The sequence below is a fragment of the Curtobacterium sp. LFS079 genome, assembly GCF_047977865.1.
Classification (GTDB): Bacteria; Actinomycetota; Actinomycetes; order Actinomycetales; family Micrococcaceae; genus Arthrobacter.
Window position 1 is genome coordinate 70,396 of sequence record NZ_JBFPFO010000009.1, and the last position, 20,099, is coordinate 90,494.

Annotated in this window: 19 protein-coding genes, 2 tRNA genes and 1 riboswitch; of the genes, 13 read left to right on the plus strand and 8 right to left on the minus strand. The window is 67.1% G+C overall.

Annotated elements, in window-relative coordinates:
- Positions 1-2: 2 nt before the first annotated feature.
- Positions 3-767 carry a CPBP family intramembrane glutamic endopeptidase gene (locus ACNQPB_RS14810; protein WP_498752937.1) on the plus strand — a complete coding sequence of 255 codons (765 nt, stop codon included), beginning with the start codon at positions 3-5 and terminating at the stop codon, positions 765-767.
- 142 nt (positions 768-909) lie between these two features.
- On the opposite strand, the gene ACNQPB_RS14815 is transcribed toward ACNQPB_RS14810, so the two are convergent.
- Positions 910-1,548 (minus strand): VOC family protein, encoded by a 639-nt coding sequence (locus ACNQPB_RS14815; protein WP_498753087.1) that lies wholly within the window; start codon positions 1,546-1,548, stop codon positions 910-912.
- A gap of 146 nt (positions 1,549-1,694) precedes the next feature.
- Positions 1,695-1,811, plus strand: a riboswitch (SAM riboswitch).
- Between the two features lie 13 nt (positions 1,812-1,824).
- Between ACNQPB_RS14815 and metX the strand changes: the two genes are divergently transcribed.
- Complete coding sequence (gene metX, locus ACNQPB_RS14820) at positions 1,825-2,961, plus strand: homoserine O-acetyltransferase MetX (protein ID WP_498752939.1); 1,137 nt, start codon at positions 1,825-1,827, stop codon at positions 2,959-2,961.
- Here metX and ACNQPB_RS14825 read toward each other — a convergent pair whose 3' ends face one another.
- From ACNQPB_RS14825 to ACNQPB_RS14835, 3 genes are read right to left on the minus strand one after another with little or no spacing between them, the layout of a single operon-like run.
- Positions 2,962-3,369, minus strand: a complete 408-nt coding sequence (locus tag ACNQPB_RS14825; RefSeq protein WP_498752941.1) for a hypothetical protein — start codon at positions 3,367-3,369, stop codon at positions 2,962-2,964.
- Between the two features lie 56 nt (positions 3,370-3,425).
- Positions 3,426-4,613 carry a winged helix DNA-binding domain-containing protein gene (locus ACNQPB_RS14830; RefSeq protein WP_498752943.1) on the minus strand — a complete coding sequence of 396 codons (1,188 nt, stop codon included), beginning with the start codon at positions 4,611-4,613 and terminating at the stop codon, positions 3,426-3,428.
- A gap of 18 nt (positions 4,614-4,631) precedes the next feature.
- Entirely contained in the window at positions 4,632-5,462 is an 831-nt protein-coding gene (locus ACNQPB_RS14835; protein ID WP_498753089.1) for an SGNH/GDSL hydrolase family protein, read from the minus strand.
- Between the two features lie 110 nt (positions 5,463-5,572).
- Between ACNQPB_RS14835 and ACNQPB_RS14840 the strand changes: the two genes are divergently transcribed.
- Complete coding sequence (locus ACNQPB_RS14840) at positions 5,573-6,223, plus strand: alpha/beta hydrolase (RefSeq protein WP_498752945.1); 651 nt, start codon at positions 5,573-5,575, stop codon at positions 6,221-6,223.
- A gap of 25 nt (positions 6,224-6,248) precedes the next feature.
- On the opposite strand, the gene ACNQPB_RS14845 is transcribed toward ACNQPB_RS14840, so the two are convergent.
- Positions 6,249-6,479 (minus strand): RNA-binding S4 domain-containing protein, encoded by a 231-nt coding sequence (locus ACNQPB_RS14845; RefSeq protein WP_498752946.1) that lies wholly within the window; start codon positions 6,477-6,479, stop codon positions 6,249-6,251.
- A gap of 33 nt (positions 6,480-6,512) precedes the next feature.
- On the opposite strand from ACNQPB_RS14845, the gene ACNQPB_RS14850 reads away from it, so the two are divergent.
- The 10 genes from ACNQPB_RS14850 to ACNQPB_RS14895 all read left to right on the plus strand — a co-directional run bounded on the left by ACNQPB_RS14850 (position 6,513) and on the right by ACNQPB_RS14895 (position 18,017).
- A complete protein-coding gene (locus ACNQPB_RS14850) occupies positions 6,513-7,556 on the plus strand; it encodes a DMT family transporter (RefSeq protein ID WP_498752948.1) in 1,044 nt (347 codons plus the stop codon).
- 104 nt (positions 7,557-7,660) lie between these two features.
- On the plus strand, positions 7,661-9,046 hold the full coding sequence (locus ACNQPB_RS14855) for a glycine--tRNA ligase (RefSeq protein ID WP_498752950.1): 1,386 nt from the start codon (positions 7,661-7,663) through the stop codon (positions 9,044-9,046).
- A gap of 2 nt (positions 9,047-9,048) precedes the next feature.
- Positions 9,049-10,011 (plus strand): GNAT family N-acetyltransferase, encoded by a 963-nt coding sequence (locus tag ACNQPB_RS14860; RefSeq protein WP_498752952.1) that lies wholly within the window; start codon positions 9,049-9,051, stop codon positions 10,009-10,011.
- A 153-nt stretch (positions 10,012-10,164) separates the two neighbouring features.
- Positions 10,165-11,538 (plus strand): FAD-binding oxidoreductase, encoded by a 1,374-nt coding sequence (locus tag ACNQPB_RS14865; RefSeq protein ID WP_498752954.1) that lies wholly within the window; start codon positions 10,165-10,167, stop codon positions 11,536-11,538.
- Positions 11,539-11,629: 91 nt separating this feature from the next.
- A complete protein-coding gene (locus ACNQPB_RS14870; RefSeq protein WP_498752956.1) occupies positions 11,630-13,075 on the plus strand; it encodes a YibE/F family protein in 1,446 nt (481 codons plus the stop codon).
- A gap of 99 nt (positions 13,076-13,174) precedes the next feature.
- Positions 13,175-14,356, plus strand: coding sequence for a tRNA dihydrouridine synthase DusB (dusB, locus tag ACNQPB_RS14875; protein ID WP_498752957.1), 1,182 nt, complete (start codon positions 13,175-13,177; stop codon positions 14,354-14,356).
- A gap of 40 nt (positions 14,357-14,396) precedes the next feature.
- Entirely contained in the window at positions 14,397-15,707 is a 1,311-nt protein-coding gene (locus tag ACNQPB_RS14880) for a deoxyguanosinetriphosphate triphosphohydrolase (RefSeq protein ID WP_498752958.1), read from the plus strand.
- A 32-nt stretch (positions 15,708-15,739) separates the two neighbouring features.
- On the plus strand, positions 15,740-17,656 hold the full coding sequence (dnaG, locus tag ACNQPB_RS14885) for a DNA primase (protein WP_498752960.1): 1,917 nt from the start codon (positions 15,740-15,742) through the stop codon (positions 17,654-17,656).
- Positions 17,657-17,733: 77 nt separating this feature from the next.
- Positions 17,734-17,806: transfer RNA gene (locus tag ACNQPB_RS14890), tRNA-Asn, on the plus strand.
- Between the two features lie 138 nt (positions 17,807-17,944).
- Positions 17,945-18,017 (plus strand) — tRNA-Asn (locus ACNQPB_RS14895).
- 52 nt (positions 18,018-18,069) lie between these two features.
- On the opposite strand, the gene ACNQPB_RS14900 is transcribed toward ACNQPB_RS14895, so the two are convergent.
- The 3 genes from ACNQPB_RS14900 to ACNQPB_RS14910 all read right to left on the minus strand — a co-directional run bounded on the left by ACNQPB_RS14900 (position 18,070) and on the right by ACNQPB_RS14910 (position 20,029).
- Positions 18,070-18,477, minus strand: coding sequence for a hypothetical protein (locus ACNQPB_RS14900; RefSeq protein ID WP_498752962.1), 408 nt, complete (start codon positions 18,475-18,477; stop codon positions 18,070-18,072).
- A gap of 70 nt (positions 18,478-18,547) precedes the next feature.
- A complete protein-coding gene (locus tag ACNQPB_RS14905) occupies positions 18,548-18,754 on the minus strand; it encodes a hypothetical protein (RefSeq protein ID WP_498752963.1) in 207 nt (68 codons plus the stop codon).
- Between the two features lie 45 nt (positions 18,755-18,799).
- The gene (locus ACNQPB_RS14910; protein WP_498752965.1) at positions 18,800-20,029 is read right to left on the minus strand and encodes a multidrug effflux MFS transporter; all 1,230 of its coding nucleotides are present in this window, start codon (positions 20,027-20,029) and stop codon (positions 18,800-18,802) included.
- Positions 20,030-20,099: the final 70 nt, after the last annotated feature.

Genomic DNA, 20,099 nt, shown 5'->3' on the forward strand with positions numbered 1-20,099 from the left:
CCATGCTTGTTGCCTCCACCCGCCGGCTGCGCGCCGAAGTGCTCATCGTCCTGGGCCTGTCCCTGGGCCAGTCGGCGGTGTACTCGGTGGTGCAGCTGCTGGACAAGATGAGCCGGGCCCCGCTGGCGCAGGGAACATCCACACTGAACGCCTCGCGGAACAGCCGGGAGTACTTCGACCTGACCTACCAGCTGCTGGACATCGCCTTCGCCCTGGTTCCGGTGGTGCTGGTGTTCTATTTCCTCTCCCAGCAGCGGGCACCGTCGGAGCAGGAATCGGCGTTCCAGCGCCTCGGCTTCACCCTGTCCCGCCCCGGCCGCGACCTTCTGCAGGGCCTGGGCCTGGCGGCGCTCATCGGGATTCCCTCCCTGGGCCTTTACGCCGCGGGCCGGGCCATGGGAATCACGACGGCGATCATCCCCAGCGGGCTCGACTCCCACTGGTGGACGGTGCCGGTGCTGATCCTCTCCGCGGTGCGGCATGCCGTCGTCGAGGAGGTGATCGTGGTGGGCTACCTGCTGGACCGCTTCGGCAAATTCGGCTGGAGCATGCCGCTGGGCATCGTCTTGAGTGCGCTCCTGCGGGGCAGCTACCACCTCTACCAGGGCTTCGGTCCGTTCATCGGGAACGCGGTCATGGGCCTGGTCTTCGGTTGGGTCTACAGCCGCACCAAGCGGGTCATGCCGCTGGTGGTGGCCCACGCCCTGCTGGACATTGCTGCCTTTGTCGGCTTCAGCCTCTTCGGCAAGGCGGTTGGGCTGGGCTGACGGTCGGGGTGGGCTGAACCGCAGAGGCCGCGGAAAGCCTTAAAAGGTTTCGGCCGCCGTCGCTGGGTGACGTCATTGGCACCCGCCGAAGGCGGCCGAAGATTTGGGCCGGGGCACCGCCGGTGGCGGCACCCCGGAGGGGTCAGATGGTGACGGCCCCGTTGGCTGTTTCAAAGGTGACGGACATGATGCCCGGAACACCGTGCGGAGCAACCCACTGGACGGCAACGTCCTCAAGCGGCTTCTCCACCGGTTCGCCCAGCCACTCGGTCACACGGGCAGCCGACCCGGCGATGGTGAGGCTGGACATCTTGACGTCGCTCGCGTAGACGAGGGACGGGTGCAGTGCAGGATCGCCTTCCCAGCGGAGCAGGTACGGGACCTGCGGATCCGCGATCAGGCCGAGGATGCCGATCTGCTGCCACACAAGTTCCCGGCCGTCAGGGAACTTGCGGTTGCCGGGAACCGCGGAGCGGCCCAGTCGTTCTTCAAAGGGGGACAGGTCGTCGACGGCGACGCACCATCCCATCCATCCACCGCCGGTGGCGGAGCGTGCCCGGACGGCCTGTCCGAACGGTGCTTTATCCGACGCCGGGTGGTCCAGGACTTCCACAACTTCCAGGTATTTGTGGTCTGCGAGCGGAATGATCATGTTCCGCGTACCGAAGCGCGGGTGCACTCCGCCGCGGACCGCATCCACTCCCAAAGCTGCGGAAATCCGCTCTGTGGTGGCCATCAGGCCATCCTGTTCACAAGCGTAAGAGACGTGATCCATGCGCATGTCACTCATCTTGGCACTTTGTGATGGGCCTCTCAGCTTAGCCAAGCCTAAGTAAGGTAGGACGTTCACCCGACCCGGTCCCGACTGTCACATAGCTGTCACATTGTTCGCGTTGGCGGAGCGGTTTTTCCTACACTCGAAGCAAAGGTCACGAGTGCCAGCGCTAAACCCCGGTTTGCTGGCCGGCAACCCTCCGTCCGTGGCGGGGTGCCCCGGGTGAAGACCTGGCCTGCCGGACAGCTGTCGGCAGGCAAGCACGAGGTTCAGGGGTTCTCCATGACGATTGCCGCACCGTCGGCCACCAGCAAGCGCAACGACAACGGCCACAACCAGGATGGCACGGTCAAGTACGTTTCCATCGGCGCACTGGAACTCGAAGCGGGAGGCTACCTGCCGGACGTGGTCCTCGCCTACGAAAGCTGGGGGACGCTCAACGCCGATGCCTCGAACGCGGTCCTCATCGAGCATGCCCTCACCGGTAGCACCCATGTGGCCCGCGGTGGAAGCGACGAAGAAGGCTGGTGGGAACAGCTCGTCGGCCCCGGTGCCACCATCGACACCGACCGCTGGTTCGTAGTCTCGGTGAACATCGTCGGCGGCTGTTACGGCAGCACCGGGCCGTCGTCGAACGCGCCTGACGGCAAGCCCTGGGGTTCCCGCTTCCCGCTGGTGACCTTGCGGGATTCCACCACCGCGGAGGCCCGCCTTGCCGACGCCCTCGGAATTGACAGCTGGCACGCGGTAATCGGCGGCTCCATGGGCGGCGCCCGCGCACTCGAATGGGCGGTCAGCTACCCGGCCCGCGTGAAGAACTGCGCCGTCATCGCAGTCGGCGCCTACAGTACGGCCGAACAGATCGCGTTCGCCCAGGCACAGACGCTGGCGATCCGCCAGGACCCCGCCTTCAACGGCGGCGACTACTACGACGGCGCGGCTCCCGAGGCGGGCCTCGCCCTCGCCCGGCGGATCGCCCACATCACCTACCGCTCGGCCGCGGAGCTGGACTTCCGCTTCGGCCGTAACGCCCAGGACGATGAGACGCCGCTCCAGGCCCCGGCGCTGGGGGAGCGCGGCCGCTACCAGGTGGAAAGCTACCTCGACCACCAGGGCCACAAGCTCGTGCAGCGTTTCGACGCCAACAGCTACGTCGCCCTCACCGAGGCCCTGATGAGCCATGATGTTTCGCGCGGCCGCGGCAGCCTCAAGGAAGCGCTGGCCCTTGTCGAGGCGAACTTCTTCGTCGCCGCAGTGGATTCGGACCGCCTCTATTTCCCGGAGCAGTCGCGCGAACTCGCCGAAGCGCTGCCCGGCGGCGTGGAGGTCCACACCATCGAAGCCCCGATCGGCCACGACGGGTTCCTCACCGAGATCGGCCAGCTCGGCCCGCAGCTGGGCACGGCCTTCTTCGCCTAGTCAGCCGCTCATGATCTCCTGGCGGAGCTTCATGTACTCCTCCATGGCGATCTTGCCGTCACTGAACTTCTGGTCCAATTCCGCCAACTTGCGTGCCCGGTAGCCTTGCGGCTCCGACGGCGCCGGGCCAGGGACGGGAGGCGGTCCGGCGGGTGCCCGGTGCTGCTCCGGTGAGTACGGGTTCGACGGCGGAACGTGCGACGGCGGGTACTGGACAGGTGGATTTTGGGCCGGCGGGTACTGGCCCGAAATGTAGTCCGGGAGCCTGCCCGGGTAGCCGCCCTGTTGGAAACGTCCGTCCGGGTGGCCGCTGTTGCGGATCCGCCGTTGCTGGGATCGCCTGTACATCCGGATCCCCATCGGGATCAGCCACGAGCAGACGATAATCCAAAAGAACAGATTGTTCATGGGGCCACCTCATTCCGTCTCAAGCTTAGCCCCGGGGTTTCCTCCGGGCAGGCCCGTCAGATGAGCTGCACAGGCATCCCCAGGAAGGCCCCGTACCGCACGGCCTCGGCCTCGAGCGCGGCGTGCCCGGCCGCGTCCAGGGCCCGGTCCATCCTGACATCGAGCAGGCATTCAGCCCCTGAAAGATCGTGCCGCCACCACCCGGCCATGCGTCCGTCCAGCAGGACGACGTGTACGGGTGATCCCGCCGATCCGAAATAGGGGGCAGTCCCGCCAAGGTGGTTCCGGGTCTGCGAATAGCCCATCACGTACTCGTCGTAGCACTGGATCAGGTCGATCTTCGGCGCTGCGGTGCGGGAGGTTACGGGCGGCGTGGCGGACGCGGCGGAGGCTGCGGCGTCGAGCTCCTCGGCAGCAAGATGGAAGTCCATTCCGTCCCGGTTGAACGAGGCAAGCGAACCCGGGGAGATGTCCGCGGCCAGCCGCAGGCCCTCCCGCACCTCGCCCATCGTCAGGCCGGACCACGCGGCGCAGTCCTTGACCGTTGCGGGTCCCCGGCTCCTGAAATACCGCAGCGCGAGCTGACCAAGGGAGGCCTCGCGCCGCCCGGCCGTCCCGGAGAAGCCGTTCGCCGCTGACGGATCCTGCCGGGCCCGTTCCGGAAATGAGGCGTATGTCTGTTTCAGGGCTCCACCGGCGGACCGCACCGGCGTGCCGCTGACCAGGACCCTGTTGATCTCCGCATGCATCAGCAGGTAGATGAAGCCAAGTCCCTTGGAAGGGAATCCGGCATCCCCGAGCACGGTTGCCAGCTCCTCGCGGGTCTTGTGGGCGCCGCCGGCAACCGCGCCGGCCAGGATGTCGGCGCTCCGGGCTGCGGCCTTGGCGTCCACGCCGGTCTGGCGGTACATGCGCTTGTTCCCCTGGTGGAGGCGCGGCGCGGACAATTCCATGAGCCAGTCCAGGTCGTCCCGGTGCACAAAGTGCCAGGTGGGCCGCAGGACATGCGTCCGGAGGACTGTGCCGTCCGCAACGGCCTCTTCCACGCCGGCGGCGAGCCCGCCGTCGGCCGCGCCGCTCCCGCAGCGCTGGGCAAGCGACCACCGGGCGTAGGCGAACTCCTGGGACTGGACGGCGAGCAGGTTCTTCAGGGCCTCCCCGATGCTGCCCGCCCCGGGAGGCCGCAGCTGCTGGCGCCTGAGCCTGCTGGCGACGAGCCAGTCCGCGCTGCCGTCCACGTCCACGGGATCGTCAGTTCCGCGTCAGGTCCGCGGCAGTACCCCGTCCGCGGGGCCGAAGACGGGACCCGGCGTCGGGCGTTTGGGGGAGATGCCGTCGCCGGAGGACTGGTGGCGGATCCGCCGGATGACCCACGGCACCAGGTATTCGCGCGCCCAGACCAGGTCTCCGCTGCGTGCCTCACGCCAGCTGCGCAGCGGCAGCGGCTTCGGGGTGTACGGCTCCAGATTGTGCGGCACGTTCAGCGCATCGAGCACCATGGCGGCGATCGTGTGGTGGCCAAGCGGCGAGAAATGCAGGCGGTCCTCGTCCCACATCCGCGGGTCGGCCAGCTCGCGCAGGGACCACATGTCCGCCACCACGGCGTCGTGGCGGGCCGCCACCGTGCGGAGGTTCTCGTTGTAGATGGCCACTTTGCCGCGGATGCGGCCAAGGACGGTGGACCCGGTGTCAGGCCCATTGAAGAGCACCACCGTGGCGCCGTCCGCGGCCAACCGCCCGACGGCGTCGTCCAGCTTCTCGGCCAGCGCGTCCGGATCCCCGCCGGGCCGGATGAGGTCGTTGCCGCCGGCGCTGATCGAAATGAGGTCGGGCTTGAGGGCCAGGCACGGCACGAGCTGTTCGTCGAGGATCTGCTGCAGCAGCCGGCCGCGGATCGCCAGGTTCGCGTAGGCAAAGTCCTGGTGCCCGCGGCTCAGTTCCTCGGCCACCCTGTCCGCCCAGCCGCGGTGGCCGGCAGGTTTTCCGGGAATACTGCCGGGTTCGGGGTCGCCGATGCCCTCGGTGAAGGAGTCGCCCAGGGCCACATAGCGGCTCCAGGGGTGGTTCTGCTCGTCCACGGCGGGAAGGGCCATGGGATCAGTGGCGCTCACGTTCTTGTCCTGCCTCTTGATGCATGGCTGCGCAATCCTCTTGGCTGCGCACCTGCAGCTTGTTACTCAGGGGTAACTGTAAGAATAGTCCCATGAGTCAAGCAGCTGCCTTCCCTGCCCCTGTTGTCCTGTGGTCCCACGAGGAAGGGGAGCGGGCAGGCAAGCCGCTGCTGGTGCTGCTGCACGGCTACGGTTCCCATGAAGGGGACCTGTTCAGCCTGGCCGACATGCTTCCGCAGGAATTCGTCGTTGCCTCCCTGCGCGCCCCGATCCCCATGGGTCCGGGGTTCACCTGGTTCCCGCTGACGGCCTCCATCGATTACTCGCTCGACGCCGTCAAGCTCGCCGCCGACTACGCCCTCAGCTGGCTCGACAGCGTCAAGGGGGACCACCCCTCGGTGACCCTCCTCGGCTTCTCCATGGGGATGGCGATGGCCACCTCGATGCTCCGGCAGCGTCCCGCGGACTTTGCCGCCGTCGTCGGGCTTTCAGGATTCGCCGTCGACGCCGGTGCTGACGCCGCCTTCCGGGATGCCGAACTGGACGGCACGGTCCCGATGTTCTGGGGCCGCGACCAGCAGGACCCGGTGATCACGCCGGACAAGATCGAATTCACCATGGACTGGGGGCGCAAGCACACGGACCTCACCAAGGTGCTCTACACCGGCATGTGGCACGGCATCAACCAGCAGGAGATCGGGCACGTGGGCGAGTTCCTCACCCACAAGGTCCTGAACAACTAGCCCCGTGGGCTCAGCTTGGCGGTTATCAGCCCTGGGTAGCGATCCGCACGGTCAGGCCGTTCACAGTGACCGTGTCTCCGGCGTGCAGCTGGCGGCCGCGGCGTTCCTCGATGTCCCCGTTGACCTTCACCAGGCCGTTCTTGATGAGCTCCGCGGCTTCCACGCCGTCCTCCACCAGGTTGGCGAGCTTCAGCAACTGGCCAAGGCGGATCATGTCGTCGCGGATGGGTACTTCGTCGATTTCCGGGTTGCTCATACAAGCAATGATGCCTGAAGTAAGGTGGTGAAAATGCCGCAGTCGTCCCGCCCCGTGCTCCGGGCTTCCATGCCGTTGCCGGCCGGCCTGCTGCTTGCGGTGGCCAACGGTATCCTGCTTCCGGTCCAGGGCCGGATCAACACTGCGCTGGGGGCCAGGCTCGACGACGGCGTTGCGGCCGCCGTCGTAAGCTTCACTACCGGGCTGGTACTGATCGCCGTGATCGGCCTTGCTCTGCCAAAGGGCCGCGCTGGTTTGCTCCGGATAGTGCCTGCCGTCAAGGAGCGCAGCTTTCCGCGGTTCTATGTGGTGGCCGGCGGGATCGGCGCCCTCTACGTGATTGCCCAAACGTTCACCATTGGCCTGCTTGGCGTCGCGCTGTTCACGGTAGCCGTGATCACGGGCCAGACCCTGAGCGGACTACTCGTGGACCGGCTGGGGATTGCACCCGGCGGGAAACGTTCAATCACCGGGGTCAGGATCTTGGGAAGCATCCTGACGATTGCTGCGGTCGCCTGGGCTGTCTCGCCGCGCTTCGGCGCCGCCGCCGACGCCGGCTCTTTACTGCTCCCGATCCTGTTGCCGGTCGTGGCGGGTTGCCTCATGAGTTTCCAGCAAGCGATGAATGGTACGGCAACCGTGCACTACGGCAGTCCCGTCGCCGCCACCCTGGTGAATTTCCTTGCCGGGACGGTCCTCCTCTGGATCGCGTGGCTCATCAAAGTGTCGCTGCTTGGTCCCGGCGACGCCCTGCCCGCCGGATGGTGGTACTACGTGGGCGGGCCGATAGGCTGCGTCTTTATCGGCGTGGCTGCTTTGTTGGTGCGCAACCTCGGTGTCCTGGTGACGGGGCTGGGAATGATTGCGGGCCAGCTGCTCGGATCGCTCGCGCTTGACCTGGTCCTGCCGGCTCCTGGGACCGTGGTTGCCTTGCCCACGCTCCTTGGCACGTTGCTCACGTTGTTCGCCATCATCGTCGCCACCTTGCCTTGGCCGAAGGGCGCGCTCTCTTCCCGCCGGCCCGCCAAGGGCAGTCAGGCCGGCCGTGGAGGCCGGGCGGGGTCCAAAGGCCGGTAGGCTAGGACAGGCAGCATTCCTGCCCGGCTTTCCCTTTCGCGCAGTCTTCAGCTGCGCACCAGCGCGGACCGCACCCAGCGGCCCTGTAGATCATTGGAGTACCCATGGCAGCAAAATCCGTCCTCGACCAGATCATCTCCCTCGCCAAGCGTCGCGGGTTCGTGTTCCAGGCCGGTGAGATCTACGGCGGTTCGCGCTCTGCCTGGGACTACGGCCCCCTCGGCGCGGAACTGAAGGAAAACATCAAGCGCCAGTGGTGGCAGTCGATGGTGCGCGGCCGCGAAGACGTGGTTGGCCTGGACTCCTCCGTCATCCTGCCCCGCCAGGTGTGGGAAGCGTCCGGCCACGTGGAGGTCTTCTCCGACCCGCTGGTCGAATGCCTCTCCTGCCACAAGCGCTACCGGGCAGACCACCTCGAGGAAGAGTACGAGGAGAAGAAGGGCCGCCCCGCCGAAAACGGCCTGGCCGACATCGCCTGCGCCAACTGCGGCACCCGCGGCCAGTGGACTGAGCCGCAGGAATTCTCCGGCCTGCTCAAGACCTTCCTGGGCCCCGTCGCCAGCGAAGAAGGCCTGCACTACCTGCGCCCGGAAACCGCGCAGGGCATTTTCGTGAACTTCAGCAACGTGCTCACCACCTCCCGGAAGAAGCCGCCGTTCGGCATCGGCCAGATCGGCAAGTCGTTCCGGAACGAGATCACCCCGGGCAACTTCATCTTCCGCACCCGTGAATTCGAGCAGATGGAGATGGAATTCTTCGTCGAGCCCGGCACGGACGAAGAGTGGTACCAGTACTGGATGAAGGAGCGCATGGCCTGGTACACGGGCCTGGGCATCCGCGAGGACAACCTGCGCTTCTTCGAACACCCGCAGGAGAAGCTCAGCCACTACTCCAAGGGCACCACGGACATCGAATACCGCTTCGGCTTCCAGGGCTCCGAATGGGGCGAGCTCGAAGGCATCGCCAACCGCACCGACTTCGACCTTTCCACGCACTCCAAGGCTTCCGGCCAGGACCTAAGCTACTTCAACCAGGCCACCAACGAGCGCTACACCCCGTACGTGATCGAACCCGCGGCCGGCCTTACCCGCTCCTTTATGGCCTTCCTGATCGATGCGTACACCGAGGACGAGGCCCCCAACGCCAAGGGCGGCGTGGACGTGCGCACCGTGCTGAAGCTGGACCCGCGCCTGGCGCCGGTCAAGGCCGCCGTGCTCCCGCTGAGCCGCAACGAGGACCTCTCACCCAAGGCGAAGCAGCTGGGCACCCAGCTGCGCAAGAACTGGAACATCGACTTCGACGACGCCGGCGCCATCGGCCGCCGCTACCGCCGCCAGGACGAGATCGGCACCCCGTTCTGCATCACCGTGGACTTCGACACCCTCGACGACCAGGCCGTGACCATCCGCGAACGCGACACCATGAGCCAGGAACGCGTGTCCTTGGACAAGGTGGAAGGCTACCTGGCAGCACGGCTGATCGGAGCCTGAGCATGGCAGTCGAATACAGGGAATGGCGCGAGGGCGACGACCTGGCGCTCCTGGAAATCTGGGGGGGCCCTGAAACCCTTCCTGCCCAGCAGTTCCGTGCCGCCTTGGCACCGTCCAGCAACACTCCCTGGCGCCGGTGCATCGTGGCCGAGGACGTCGTGGACGGCGTCGCCATCCCGGTGGCGGCCGCCGTCGTCCACGAAGCTTCACTCCACCCGGAGCGGCTGTGGGCGTATATCGAGGTCGCCAAGGACCACCGCCGCAACGGCATCGGCGCCACCCTGCTGACCATGCTGCGCCGCGAGGCCGAGCTGGCGCCGTCGGGCGTGTCAAAACTCCGCAGCAAAGTGGAGCCCGGCACCGCAGGTGCCGCCTTTGCCGAATGGGCAGGGCTTGCCCCGATCCAGCGTTCTCAGCTGGTGGTGGTCCATCCCGAGGCGCTGAAGCTCCCGGTGTTCGGCGACGGCTCGGAAGAAGCCGCCTCCGAACAGGTCGAAGACCTTGCCACCGGTTCGGTCGAACTGAGCGACGTCGTCGGCCGCTATTACACGGCCGTGCACCACTGGGACAACCCGGGCGAACTGGGGATTCCCACGGTGCAGCGGATGTTCCTGGACGATCTGAGCGGTGCCCACGGAGCCGTGGTGCTGCGCGCGCCGAAGGCCAGTGCCTTCGGGGGCGGGGTGCCAGCCAGCCGAAATGGTCGGATCCGTGCCTTCGCCGTCAGCTACGCCTCGGGCAACGCCGACGACGCCTCGGAGGTCTTCCTCGGCCACGAACCGGCCCTGTCCAAGGAAGAGGCTGCGCTGGCGGTGGGGGAGCTGCTGGCCCTGATCGCCTACCAGCACCCCGTGCTGCTCGAAGTGGACGACGCCATGGCCGCCCTGCGGGAGGTCGTGGACCCGCTGCTGGCGCAGGGAAAGGCGCACGTGGAGGGCGCGGACACGCAGGTCGTCAGCGATTAGGCGCGGCCCCCGCAGCCGACCCCGGCTAACATCTTGACGCGACCGAAACGGGGGTGTATCCCTGACCCCGTAAGCCCCCGCGCCGTTGGGTCTCACGGGGTTGGCTGCAGGGGAACGAACCCGGTCTCATGAAGAGAATCGGCGGCGGGACCTATGAACGGAACAGTGCTCGAAGGACTGCGGGAACAGCTTCGCGGGCAACTCATTACACCCTCGGATCCGGACTACGACGCAGCCCGCGCGGTCTACAACGGCATGATCGACAAGCGCCCGGCCGGAATCATCCGGGTCGCCCAAGTATCCGACGTCATTGCGGGCGTGAACTTTGCCCGTGACAACTCCATGCCTCTCGCGATCCGCGGTGGCGGACACAGCGCACCGGGTTTCGGCACCTGGGACGACGCACTGGTCCTTGACTTCGTGAACCGCACCGGCGTGCGCGTGGATCCCGAGGCCCGCACTGCCCGCGCCGAGGCGGGGACAACCTGGGCGGACTTCAACCACGCAACACATGCGTTCGGACTGGCAACGACGGGCGGCATCGTGGGTTCCACGGGGATCGCTGGCCTCACCCTCGGCGGCGGAATCGGTTATCTGGCCCGCAAATACGGCCTGTCCTGCGACAACCTGCTCTCCGCGGACGTCGTGACCGCCGACGGAGAGTTCCTGACGGCGAGCGAGGACCGGAATGAGGACCTCTTCTGGGCCCTCCGCGGCGGAGGCGGCAACTTCGGTGTGGTGACGTCCCTCGAATACAAGCTGCACCCGGTTGACATGGTCCACGTCGGCATCGTCATCTACGGCGCCGAACACGCCGGGACTGTGGCCCGGTTCTACCGGGACTACATCGCCGCCGCGCCGGAGGAATTCGGTGCCTTCCTCGGCTTCCACCAGGGGCCGCCCGTGCCGTTCCTGCCGGAAGAATGGCACTTCAAGCCCGTGTGCGTCGTCGTCGGCATGTGGACCGGGGACCTGGCCGAGGGCGAGTCACGTTGGCAGCCGTTCCTGGACGCCGCGCCGGTTGCGGGGTCCCTTATCACCCCGATGCCGTATCCGGCGCTGAACGTGGCCTTCGACGGGCTTAACCCCAAGGGCCTGCAAGGGTACTGGAAAGCCAACTTCCTCAACGAACTCAACGACGGCGCGATCGGCGCACATGAGGAATTCGGCGCGACCGTCACCAGCGTCAACACCTCCGTCCATGTCTATCCGATCGACGGCGCCGCCGCCCGGGTTGGGCCCGAGGACACGGCCTTCGCGAACCGCGGCATGAAGTTCGCCCCGGTGATTGCGGCGCAATGGCCGGATCCGGCGGACAATGAAGCCAATATCGCCTGGGTCCGCGGCTACGCCGAGGCGCTGCGGCCGCATTCAGCCGCCAGCGGCTACATCAACTTCATGGATGCCGAAGACCAGAGCCGGGTGGCCGAGAACTACGGCGTCAACTACCCCAGGCTCGCGGCGATCAAGGGAAAGTACGATCCGGGGAATCTCTTCCACGTCAACCAGAACATCAAGCCGGCCTGAAAGCCCCTGCCACGCGTGGCCGGAGGGTCCATGGGGTGGCCGTGGGCGGCGGCGGCCGCCCGTAGGCTTAGCCCATGAGGTTTCACTTTTAATGGGACACGGACACTCGCATAGCCCCGTCGACGCCACGGTTGAGGCGCTTGCCGCCCGCAAACGGGCCAACTGGTTCCTGGCGGCCGTCCTGGTGCCGTTGGGCGTGCTCACCGTGGTTGGCATGCTGCTTATGTGGCCTTCCGGGAGCAAAGAGGGCCTCACGTTGGCAAGCCCGTACCAGGCCGCGCCGGGGGTCACCTTCGACACCGGCACGATCCAGTCTGTCCTCCAGGAAAGCTGCACCCAAGCGAGCACCGGCGGGAACACCCCGCAGGGCGCCGGCCAGCAGGGCGGCGCCCAGGACGGCTCGCAATGCACCTTCGCCATGACCCAGCCCGACGCCGGCGGCAGCCCGGTCAAAGTGGTCATCAACCCCGACGTCGCCAAGAGCCACGGCGTCAAGGCCGGCGACGAGATCCGTTACCTGAACCTCTCCAAGGTGCAGGCCGCCGGGACCGGTTCGCCCGCCTACGTTTTCGTGGACTTCGTCCGGACCCTGCCCATCGCGTTGCTGGCCGTGCTGTACGCCGTGGTGGTCATCGCCGTCGCGCGCTGGCGGGGCTTCCGCGCCCTGCTCGGCCTGGTGGGCGCCTATGTGGTGCTGGTCAGCTTCATGCTTCCGGGCCTGGTGGACGGCAAGCCGCCGCTGCTGGTGGCGCTGGTGGGTTCCACGGCCATCATGATCGGCGTGCTGTATTTCGCCCACGGCTTCTCGGCCCGCACCTCCACGGCCCTCCTGGGCACCATCTTCGGGCTGGGCATCATGGCACTGCTCGCGGCCTGGGCCACGAGCGCGGCGAACCTTGCCGGCGTGGGCAACCACGACGCCGCCACGCTGGTGAACATGTCTGACCGGATCTCGATCTCCGGGATCATCCTGTGCGGCCTCATCATTTCCGGCCTCGGCGTGCTCAACGATGTCACCATCACCCAGTCATCGGCGGTGTGGGAGCTCTATGAGCTGGCCCCGGAAACCACGGCCCGCAAGCTCTTCAGCTCCGCCATGCGGATCGGACGGGACCACATCGCCTCCACGGTGTACACGATCGCGTTCGCCTACGCCGGCGCCGCCCTGCCGATCCTGATCATCGTGATGCTCTACGACCGGCCGTTGCTGGACACCCTCACCAGCGCGGAACTGTCCGAGGAAGTGGTCCGGACCCTGGTCGGTTCCATCGGACTGGTCCTCGCCATCCCGGTCACGACGCTGATCGCCGTGCTGGTGGTCAAGGCGACCGGTCCGCGCCACGCGCCGGTACCGGCAGGCGCTTCCTTGGGTGGGCTCTCCGCGGAATTCGACGACGCCGGCCGGTTCCGTGAACTGGAAAGCTCCCCAACGGCGGCGGAGGACTTCGCCTCGCTCGACACCGGGGAGCTGGCCGCCGTCGTTGAGACCCGCCGCGCCCGCCGGGAAGCCGAGCGCCGGGCGGCAGATTCCCGTTGAGTGCTCACTTGTTGCGGATATTTCCCGGAACTACCCGCAACAACTGAGCACTCAACCCGGGGACGTTCCCGATTTGCCCGGCTTTGACACAATGGATGGGTGACTGTCGTAGCAACCCCTCCTTCGCCGAAGCTCGAGCTGCCGCCCCTGCAGCTGGGCAACATCACCGTGGACACCCCCGTGATCCTGGCCCCCATGGCCGGCATCACCAACTCCGCGTTCCGCCGGCTCTGCCGCGAATACGGTGGCGGTCTCTACGTGGCGGAGATGGTCACCTCCCGTGCGCTCGTTGAGCGGACGCCTGAATCCCTGCGCATCATCTCGCACGACGACGACGAAAAGGTCCGCTCCGTCCAGCTCTACGGTGTGGACCCCGTGACAGTCGGGGCCGCCGTGCGCATGCTGGTCGAGGAAGACCGTGCGGACCACATCGACCTCAACTTCGGCTGCCCGGTCCCGAAGGTCACCCGCCGCGGTGGCGGATCGGCCCTGCCCTGGAAGATCGACCTCTTCACCGCGATCGTGCAGACCGCAGTCAAGGAAGCGTCCAAGGGGAACATCCCGCTGACCATCAAAATGCGCAAGGGCATCGACGAGGATCACCTGACCTACCTCGAGGCCGGCCGGATCGCCCGCGATTCCGGTGTTGCCGCCGTCGCGCTCCACGGCCGCACCGCGGCGCAGTTCTACTCCGGCCAGGCCGACTGGTCCTCGATCGCCCGGCTGCGCGAGACCCTGCCGGACATCCCGGTGCTGGGCAACGGCGATATCTGGTCCGCCGAGGACGCCGTCCGCATGGTCCGGGAAACCGGCATCGACGGCGTCGTGGTGGGCCGCGGCTGCCAGGGCCGGCCCTGGCTCTTCGGCGACCTGCAATCGGCCTTCGAAGGCAGCGAACACCGCCACCGCCCCGGGCTGCGCCAGGTGGCCGAGGGGGTTTACCGGCACGCCGAGCTGATGGTCGAAACCTTCGGTGGCGACGAGTACAAGGCCCTGCGCGAAATCCGCAAGCACATGGCTTGGTACTTCAAGGGCTACGTGGTGGGCGGGGAGTTGCGGGCCAAGCTGGCCACTGTGCCCACCCTCGAGGTGCTGCGCGGCCTGCTGGCCGAACTGGACCTTGAGCTGCCGTACCCGGGCGTGGATTCCGAAGGCCCGCGCGGCCGCGCGGGATCGCCCAAGAAGCCGGCCCTGCCCAAGGACTGGCTGCTGAGCCGTGCCCTGAACGAGGAGCAGAGCCGCGATATTTCCGCGGCGGAACTGGACGTTTCCGGCGGATAGCCGTCATTCACCCGGGCCCCGACGTGGAAGACTAGGCCACATGGGAACCGAAGCATTGTCCGCAGCCAGCCGGAGCGTTTCAGCCCCGGCCATTCCGGGCTACAGCGAAGCCGACTCCGCCCGCTGGGTAGCGGAACCGCCCAAGAGCAACTACCGTTCGGACTTCGAGCGGGACCGTGCCCGGGTGCTGCATTCCTCGGCCCTGCGCCGGCTCGGGGCCAAGACCCAGGTGGTCGCCCCGGACACTGACGACTTCGTGCGGACCCGGCTCACCCACAGCCTCGAGGTCGCCCAAGTGGGGCGCGAACTCGGCCGTGCCCTGGGCTGCGATCCCGACGTCGTGGACACCGCCTGCCTGAGCCATGACCTCGGCCACCCGCCGTTCGGCCACAACGGCGAGTCTGCACTCAACGAGCTTGCCCATGCGATCGGCGGCTTCGAGGGCAATGCACAGACCCTGCGGCTGCTGACCCGCCTCGAGCCGAAGGTGCTCACCCCCGGCGGCGAACCGGCGGGCCTGAACCTGACACGCGCCAGCCTGGACGCCGCGTCGAAATACCCCTGGTCCGCCGCGGACGCCCCGGTGATCCACGGGCACCGCACCAGCAAGTTCGGCGCCTACGAGGACGATCTGCCCATTTTCGCTTGGCTGCGTGAAGGCGCCCCGGGCAACCGTTCCTGCATCGAAGCGCAGGTCATGGACCTGGCCGATGACATCTCGTACTCGGTGCACGACGTCGAGGACGCGATCGTCGCCGGCCATTTCCAGCTGAAATGGCTGGACAACCCGGACCACCGTGCCCGTGTGGTGGGCTACACCCGCCAGTGGTACCTGCCCCACAACGACCCCGCGGAGATCGACGCCGCCCTGGCCCGCCTCGAAGCCACCAGCGTCTGGGTGCGTGAAGCCGATGGCAGCCGCAAATCGATGGCGGCGCTGAAGAACATGACCAGCCAGCTGATCGGACGTTTCTGCCAGAGCGCCCTGGAAACCACCCGGCTCCATTTCGGCCCGGACCGGCTCACCCGCTTCAGCGCCGAGCTGATGGTCCCGGAGGAAACCGTCACCGAGATCGCAGTGATGAAGGGCCTGGCTACCACCTTCGTGATTTCCACGGACCACCGCCAGCCTGTCTACGAGCGGCAGCGCGAAGTCCTGCACGCCCTGGTGGGCGTGCTCAACGCCACCGGCGACCGGCACCTGGAGCCGATGTTCGCCGCGGACTGGCGGGACGCCGTCGACGACGCCGCCCGGCTCCGCGTCGTCGTCGACCAGGTCGCCTCGCTCACGGATGCCTCCGCGCTGGCGATGTACGAGCGCCTGGTGGGTAGCCTGCCGTCGCTGTGGTAAGCCGGACCGGAGAGTTTGCATAGACTTATCCAGTGGCTGGCCTGATCAAACGTGAGGATATCGACGAGGTACGCCAGCGCACGGACATCAAGGAAGTCGTCGACGGCTACGTCACCCTGAAGGGTGCCGGCCTCGGAACGTACAAGGGCCTCTGCCCCTTCCACGACGAACGCTCGCCCTCCTTCACCGTCCGCCCCCAGGTGGGCCGCTACCACTGCTTCGGCTGCGGCGAGGACGGGGACGCCATCTCCTTCGTGCAGAAAATGGACCACAGTTCCTTCCACGAGGCCGTGGAAAAGCTCGCGGCACGCATCGGCTACGAACTGCGCTACGAGGACGGCGGTTCCGGGCCCAGCCGCGAGGAAACCGGCAAGCGGCAGCGCCTGCTGGACGCCCACAAGATCGCCGATGAATTCTTCCGCTCGCAGCTCCTGACCCCGGGCGCCGCCGAGGGCCGGAACTTCCTCCACGGCCGCGGCTTCGACCGCGCAGCAGCGGAACAGTTCGGCGTCGGCTATGCCCCGCAGGGCTGGGATTCGCTGCTCAAGCACCTGCGCGGCCGCGGCTTCACGGACGCCGAGCTCAGGCTCACTGGGATGTTTTCTGAAGGCAACCGGGGCATCTACGACCGTTTCCGCGGCAGGCTCATCTGGCCCATCAGGGACATCGCGGGGGACACCATCGGCTTCGGCGCCCGCAAGCTCTACGAGGACGACCAGGGCCCGAAGTACCTGAACACCCCGGAGACCACGCTCTACAAGAAGTCCCAGGTGCTCTACGGCATCGACCTCGCCAAGCGGAACATTGCCAAGGACCGCCAGCTGGTGGTCGTCGAGGGCTATACGGACGTGATGGCCTGCCATCTGTCCGGCGTGGGCACGGCGGTGGCCACCTGCGGCACCGCCTTCGGCGCCGACCACATCAAGATCGCCCGGCGCCTGCTCTCCGACGACGGCAGCGGGGGAGAGGTCATCTTCACCTTCGACGGCGACGCCGCAGGCCAGAAGGCGGCGTTGCGCGCTTTCGAGGAGGACCAGCGCTTCGTCGCCCAGACCTATGTGGCAGTGGAACCGACCGGCGCCGACCCCTGTGACCTGCGCCAGCTCCGCGGCGATGCGGCCGTGCGGGAACTGATCGGCAGCCGCCGGCCGCTGTTCGAGTTCGCCATCCGGGCTTCCCTGAAGCGGCACGACCTCGACACCGTGGAGGGCCGCGTCGCCGCCCTGCGGGAGGCCGCTCCTGTTGTGGCCCAGATCCGTGATTCCGGCCTGCGTCCGGCATATGTCCGCGAACTGGCCGGGTGGCTGGGCATGCCCATCGAGGAAGTCAGCCGCGCCGTCGGTGGCGCCCAGAAGCGGGCCGCCGCGCACGCCACACAGGGCGGCACCGGCGGTGCACAGGGAACGGGAGCCCCCCAGAGGCCGGGCGGCCCCGCGGGAGCCGCCATGCCGCCGTCGGGCGCCGGCACAGGGTTCCACCGCCCGGATCCGCGCGACCCCGTGGCGGCAATGGAACGGCAGGCACTCGAAGTGGTCCTCCAGGACCCCTCCATGCTGGCCGGAGCCGCCTGGGACCGCTTCGAGATGTCCCGCTTCGCCACACCCGCGTATGCAGCCGTGCACGACGCCATCCGGGCCGCGGGGCTGGCCCGTGCCGCTGACCCGGTTGCCTGGGTGGAAGCCGTCCGCCAGGAAATGCCCGAGCCGCTGCGCGGCCTGGTGTCCGAACTCGCCGTGGTGCCGCTGCCGGCCAGCACCCCCGAGGCCATGCAGCGCTATTGCCGGGACATCCTGGCCCGCCTCTTCGAACTGCAGATCACCCGCGTCAAGGCGGACAAGATGGGCCGCCTGCAACGGCTGGACCCCGCCGCCAGCCCGGAGGAATTCCAGCAGCTCAACCGCGAGCTCATGGAACTCGAAATGCAGCGACGGGCGCTCCGGGCAGAGTAGTGAAGCCTTTCACCGACGGCATCCGCGGCTCGATTTCGTTTCCCGGCGGGGCTTTGCTAAAGTCATAACCGCTTCATTCCTCCGTAGCTCAATTGGCAGAGCATTCGACTGTTAATCGAAGGGTTACTGGTTCAAGTCCAGTCGGAGGAGCTCCCGATGCCCCCGTTCCGGAATCCCGGAACGGGGGCATTTTCATACCCCGGGAGGGTATTTGTCCGGTGCCGGGCAAATACCGGGCACCGATTTCGCGAAGTGGCCCGACCTTTGCTAAAGTCATAACCGCTTCATTCCTCCGTAGCTCAATTGGCAGAGCATTCGACTGTTAATCGAAGGGTTACTGGTTCAAGTCCAGTCGGAGGAGCGCACAGGGCCCGTACCGCGGAAACGCGGTCCGGGCCCTTCTGTTTTGCGCCCTACACGAAGTCCATTTCCACCTGCAGGAACCTGGCGGCTTCGTCGACGGCGGCGCGGAACGCTTCGTCTTCCGTCGGGGGAGTACGTGGTTCGCGCGGGTGCCATTCGTGCGGCGAGGAATGCACCCGGGTGAAGCCGCTGCCCGGGGGTGCGTAGAAGATTCCGAAGCGCTGCACGGGCCACTCGGGGGACGTCTCGGGAGCCACCAGCAGCGCCGCCCCGGTGTCCGGATTGAACCACTGGGCGATCGGCCGGCGCCTGTCTTCGGTGAAGAGCCCGGCCGCGTACAAGGCCGCGGACTGCGGACTCGTCACTGAACACAAGCGGTCCCACCACAGGGGCAGGATTCCGCTGTCCTGCCGCTGCCAGGGCGCCGGAACCGGGTGTGTTTCCTGCCAACGGGGCACAGTTCAACTTTATCGCCGGGCCCCGGAGCATAACAGGGCCAGCCAGGGGCAGGAACGTCTTTCGCCCCGCTCAGTCCCGCTTCCAGGGTCCCGGGTTGATCCGGTACATCAGTGCGGCGACGATCACGGCTCCCAGCAGGGCGCCGAACAGCGGGTTGCCCATGTTGCGCCCCAGGAAGAAGCCGGCGACGGCGCCAATCACCGCACCGACGAAGAGGCCCCGGCCGTTGCGGTGCGGGCGGTTGCCGGACGGTTTGCGGGAAGGGTTGCGCGCCATGGTTCCAGCCTAGGCGTTAGTGGATCCAGTGTTAGTGGATCGGGGCTAGTGGATCGACGGCACCGTGCGCGGGCGGACCACCAGCCACAGCGCGAGGACCGAGCCGCACACGCACACGGCCTGGACGGCGCCCATCGGGGTGGCCGACGCGACGCCGAGCACGCCCACCACCGGCGGGATGATTCCGGCCATCATGAAGTTCGATGCACCCAGCAGCGAGGCCGCAGTGCCCGCTTGGGCCCCGTGGTTGGCCAGGGCCACCACCTGGACGCAGGGGAACATGAACCCGGTGGCCAGGATGTAGAACCACAGCGGGATGATCACGCCCCACAGCCCGAGGTGGAGCATGTCGAAGAGGACGATCAGCAGTGCCATGAGCAGCAGCCATGCGGTTGCGCAGGCCATGATCCACTGCGGGGCCACGTGCTTGATCACGCGGGAACTGATCTGGACACCGGCCACGATGCCCAGGGAGTTGACGCCGAACAGCAGGCCGTATTCCTGCGGCGAGAAGGAGTAGACCTGCTGGAACAGGAAGGTGGACGCGGAAAGGTACGCGAACAGCCCGCCGAAATTGAAGCCGCCCACCAGCAGCATTCCCACGAAGATACGGTCGCCGAAGACCGCACGGTACCGCTGGGCCGCCGTCGTGCCGCTCCGACCGCGAAGCTCGGGAGGATAGGTTTCCCGGATCAGGAAGATCGCGGCGATGATCACCAGCAAGCCGTACGCGGCGAGGAAGTAGAAGATGCCGGGCCACGGCATCACCAGCAGAAGCTGGGAGCCGATGATCGGGGCCAGGATGGGTGCCAGCCCGTTCACGAGCGACATCCGGGAGAACATGCGCACCATGGCGTAGCCGTGGAAGAGGTCCCGGACCATCGCCATGGCCACCACGCCGCCGCCCGCCGCGCCGATGCCCATCAGCACACGGAACAGCGACAATGCGCTGATGTCCGTGGACAAAGCGGCGCCGAGGGAGGACGCGATGTGCAGCGCGGTTGCCAGGATCAGCGGCATGCGCCGGCCGAACTTGTCGCTGAAGGGTCCGACGACGAGCTGGCCGATCGCGAAACCCACCGTGGTGCCCGCCAAGGTCAGTTGGATGGCGGCGGCAGATACTCCGAAATGCTGCTCAAGCGCCGGGAACGCGGGCAGGTACAGGTCCACAGTGAAAGGACCAAGTGCGGTGAGGGCGCCCAGGAGGAGGATGTACAGGAGCTTTTCGCGCCGGCTGAGGGCGTCGCCGGGGGCAGGGGGAGTCGTCACGAACACCAATCCTATGTGCCAAAGGTCATATCTCTGATAGCTGCCACCGGGGGATTCCTGGGGTTCAAGGGCGCGC

Bases quoted from the DNA above. Each gene is read 5' to 3' on its own strand.
- ACNQPB_RS14825 (WP_498752941.1), bottom strand. From the start codon at position 3,369: ATGAACAATCTGTTCTTTTGGATTATCGTCTGCTCGTGGCTGATCCCG.
- ACNQPB_RS14855 (WP_498752950.1), top strand. From the start codon at position 7,661: ATGGCAGCAAAATCCGTCCTCGACCAGATCATCTCCCTCGCCAAGCGT.
- ACNQPB_RS14810 (WP_498752937.1), top strand. From the start codon at position 3: ATGCTTGTTGCCTCCACCCGCCGGCTGCGCGCCGAAGTGCTCATCGTC.
- ACNQPB_RS14845 (WP_498752946.1), bottom strand. From the start codon at position 6,479: ATGAGCAACCCGGAAATCGACGAAGTACCCATCCGCGACGACATGATC.
- metX (WP_498752939.1), top strand. From the start codon at position 1,825: ATGACGATTGCCGCACCGTCGGCCACCAGCAAGCGCAACGACAACGGC.
- ACNQPB_RS14840 (WP_498752945.1), top strand. From the start codon at position 5,573: ATGAGTCAAGCAGCTGCCTTCCCTGCCCCTGTTGTCCTGTGGTCCCAC.
- ACNQPB_RS14865 (WP_498752954.1), top strand. From the start codon at position 10,165: ATGAACGGAACAGTGCTCGAAGGACTGCGGGAACAGCTTCGCGGGCAA.
- ACNQPB_RS14850 (WP_498752948.1), top strand. From the start codon at position 6,513: ATGCCGCAGTCGTCCCGCCCCGTGCTCCGGGCTTCCATGCCGTTGCCG.
- ACNQPB_RS14870 (WP_498752956.1), top strand. From the start codon at position 11,630: ATGGGACACGGACACTCGCATAGCCCCGTCGACGCCACGGTTGAGGCG.
- ACNQPB_RS14860 (WP_498752952.1), top strand. From the start codon at position 9,049: ATGGCAGTCGAATACAGGGAATGGCGCGAGGGCGACGACCTGGCGCTC.
- ACNQPB_RS14880 (WP_498752958.1), top strand. From the start codon at position 14,397: ATGGGAACCGAAGCATTGTCCGCAGCCAGCCGGAGCGTTTCAGCCCCG.
- ACNQPB_RS14905 (WP_498752963.1), bottom strand. From the start codon at position 18,754: ATGGCGCGCAACCCTTCCCGCAAACCGTCCGGCAACCGCCCGCACCGC.
- ACNQPB_RS14815 (WP_498753087.1), bottom strand. From the start codon at position 1,548: ATGCGCATGGATCACGTCTCTTACGCTTGTGAACAGGATGGCCTGATG.
- ACNQPB_RS14835 (WP_498753089.1), bottom strand. From the start codon at position 5,462: ATGGCCCTTCCCGCCGTGGACGAGCAGAACCACCCCTGGAGCCGCTAT.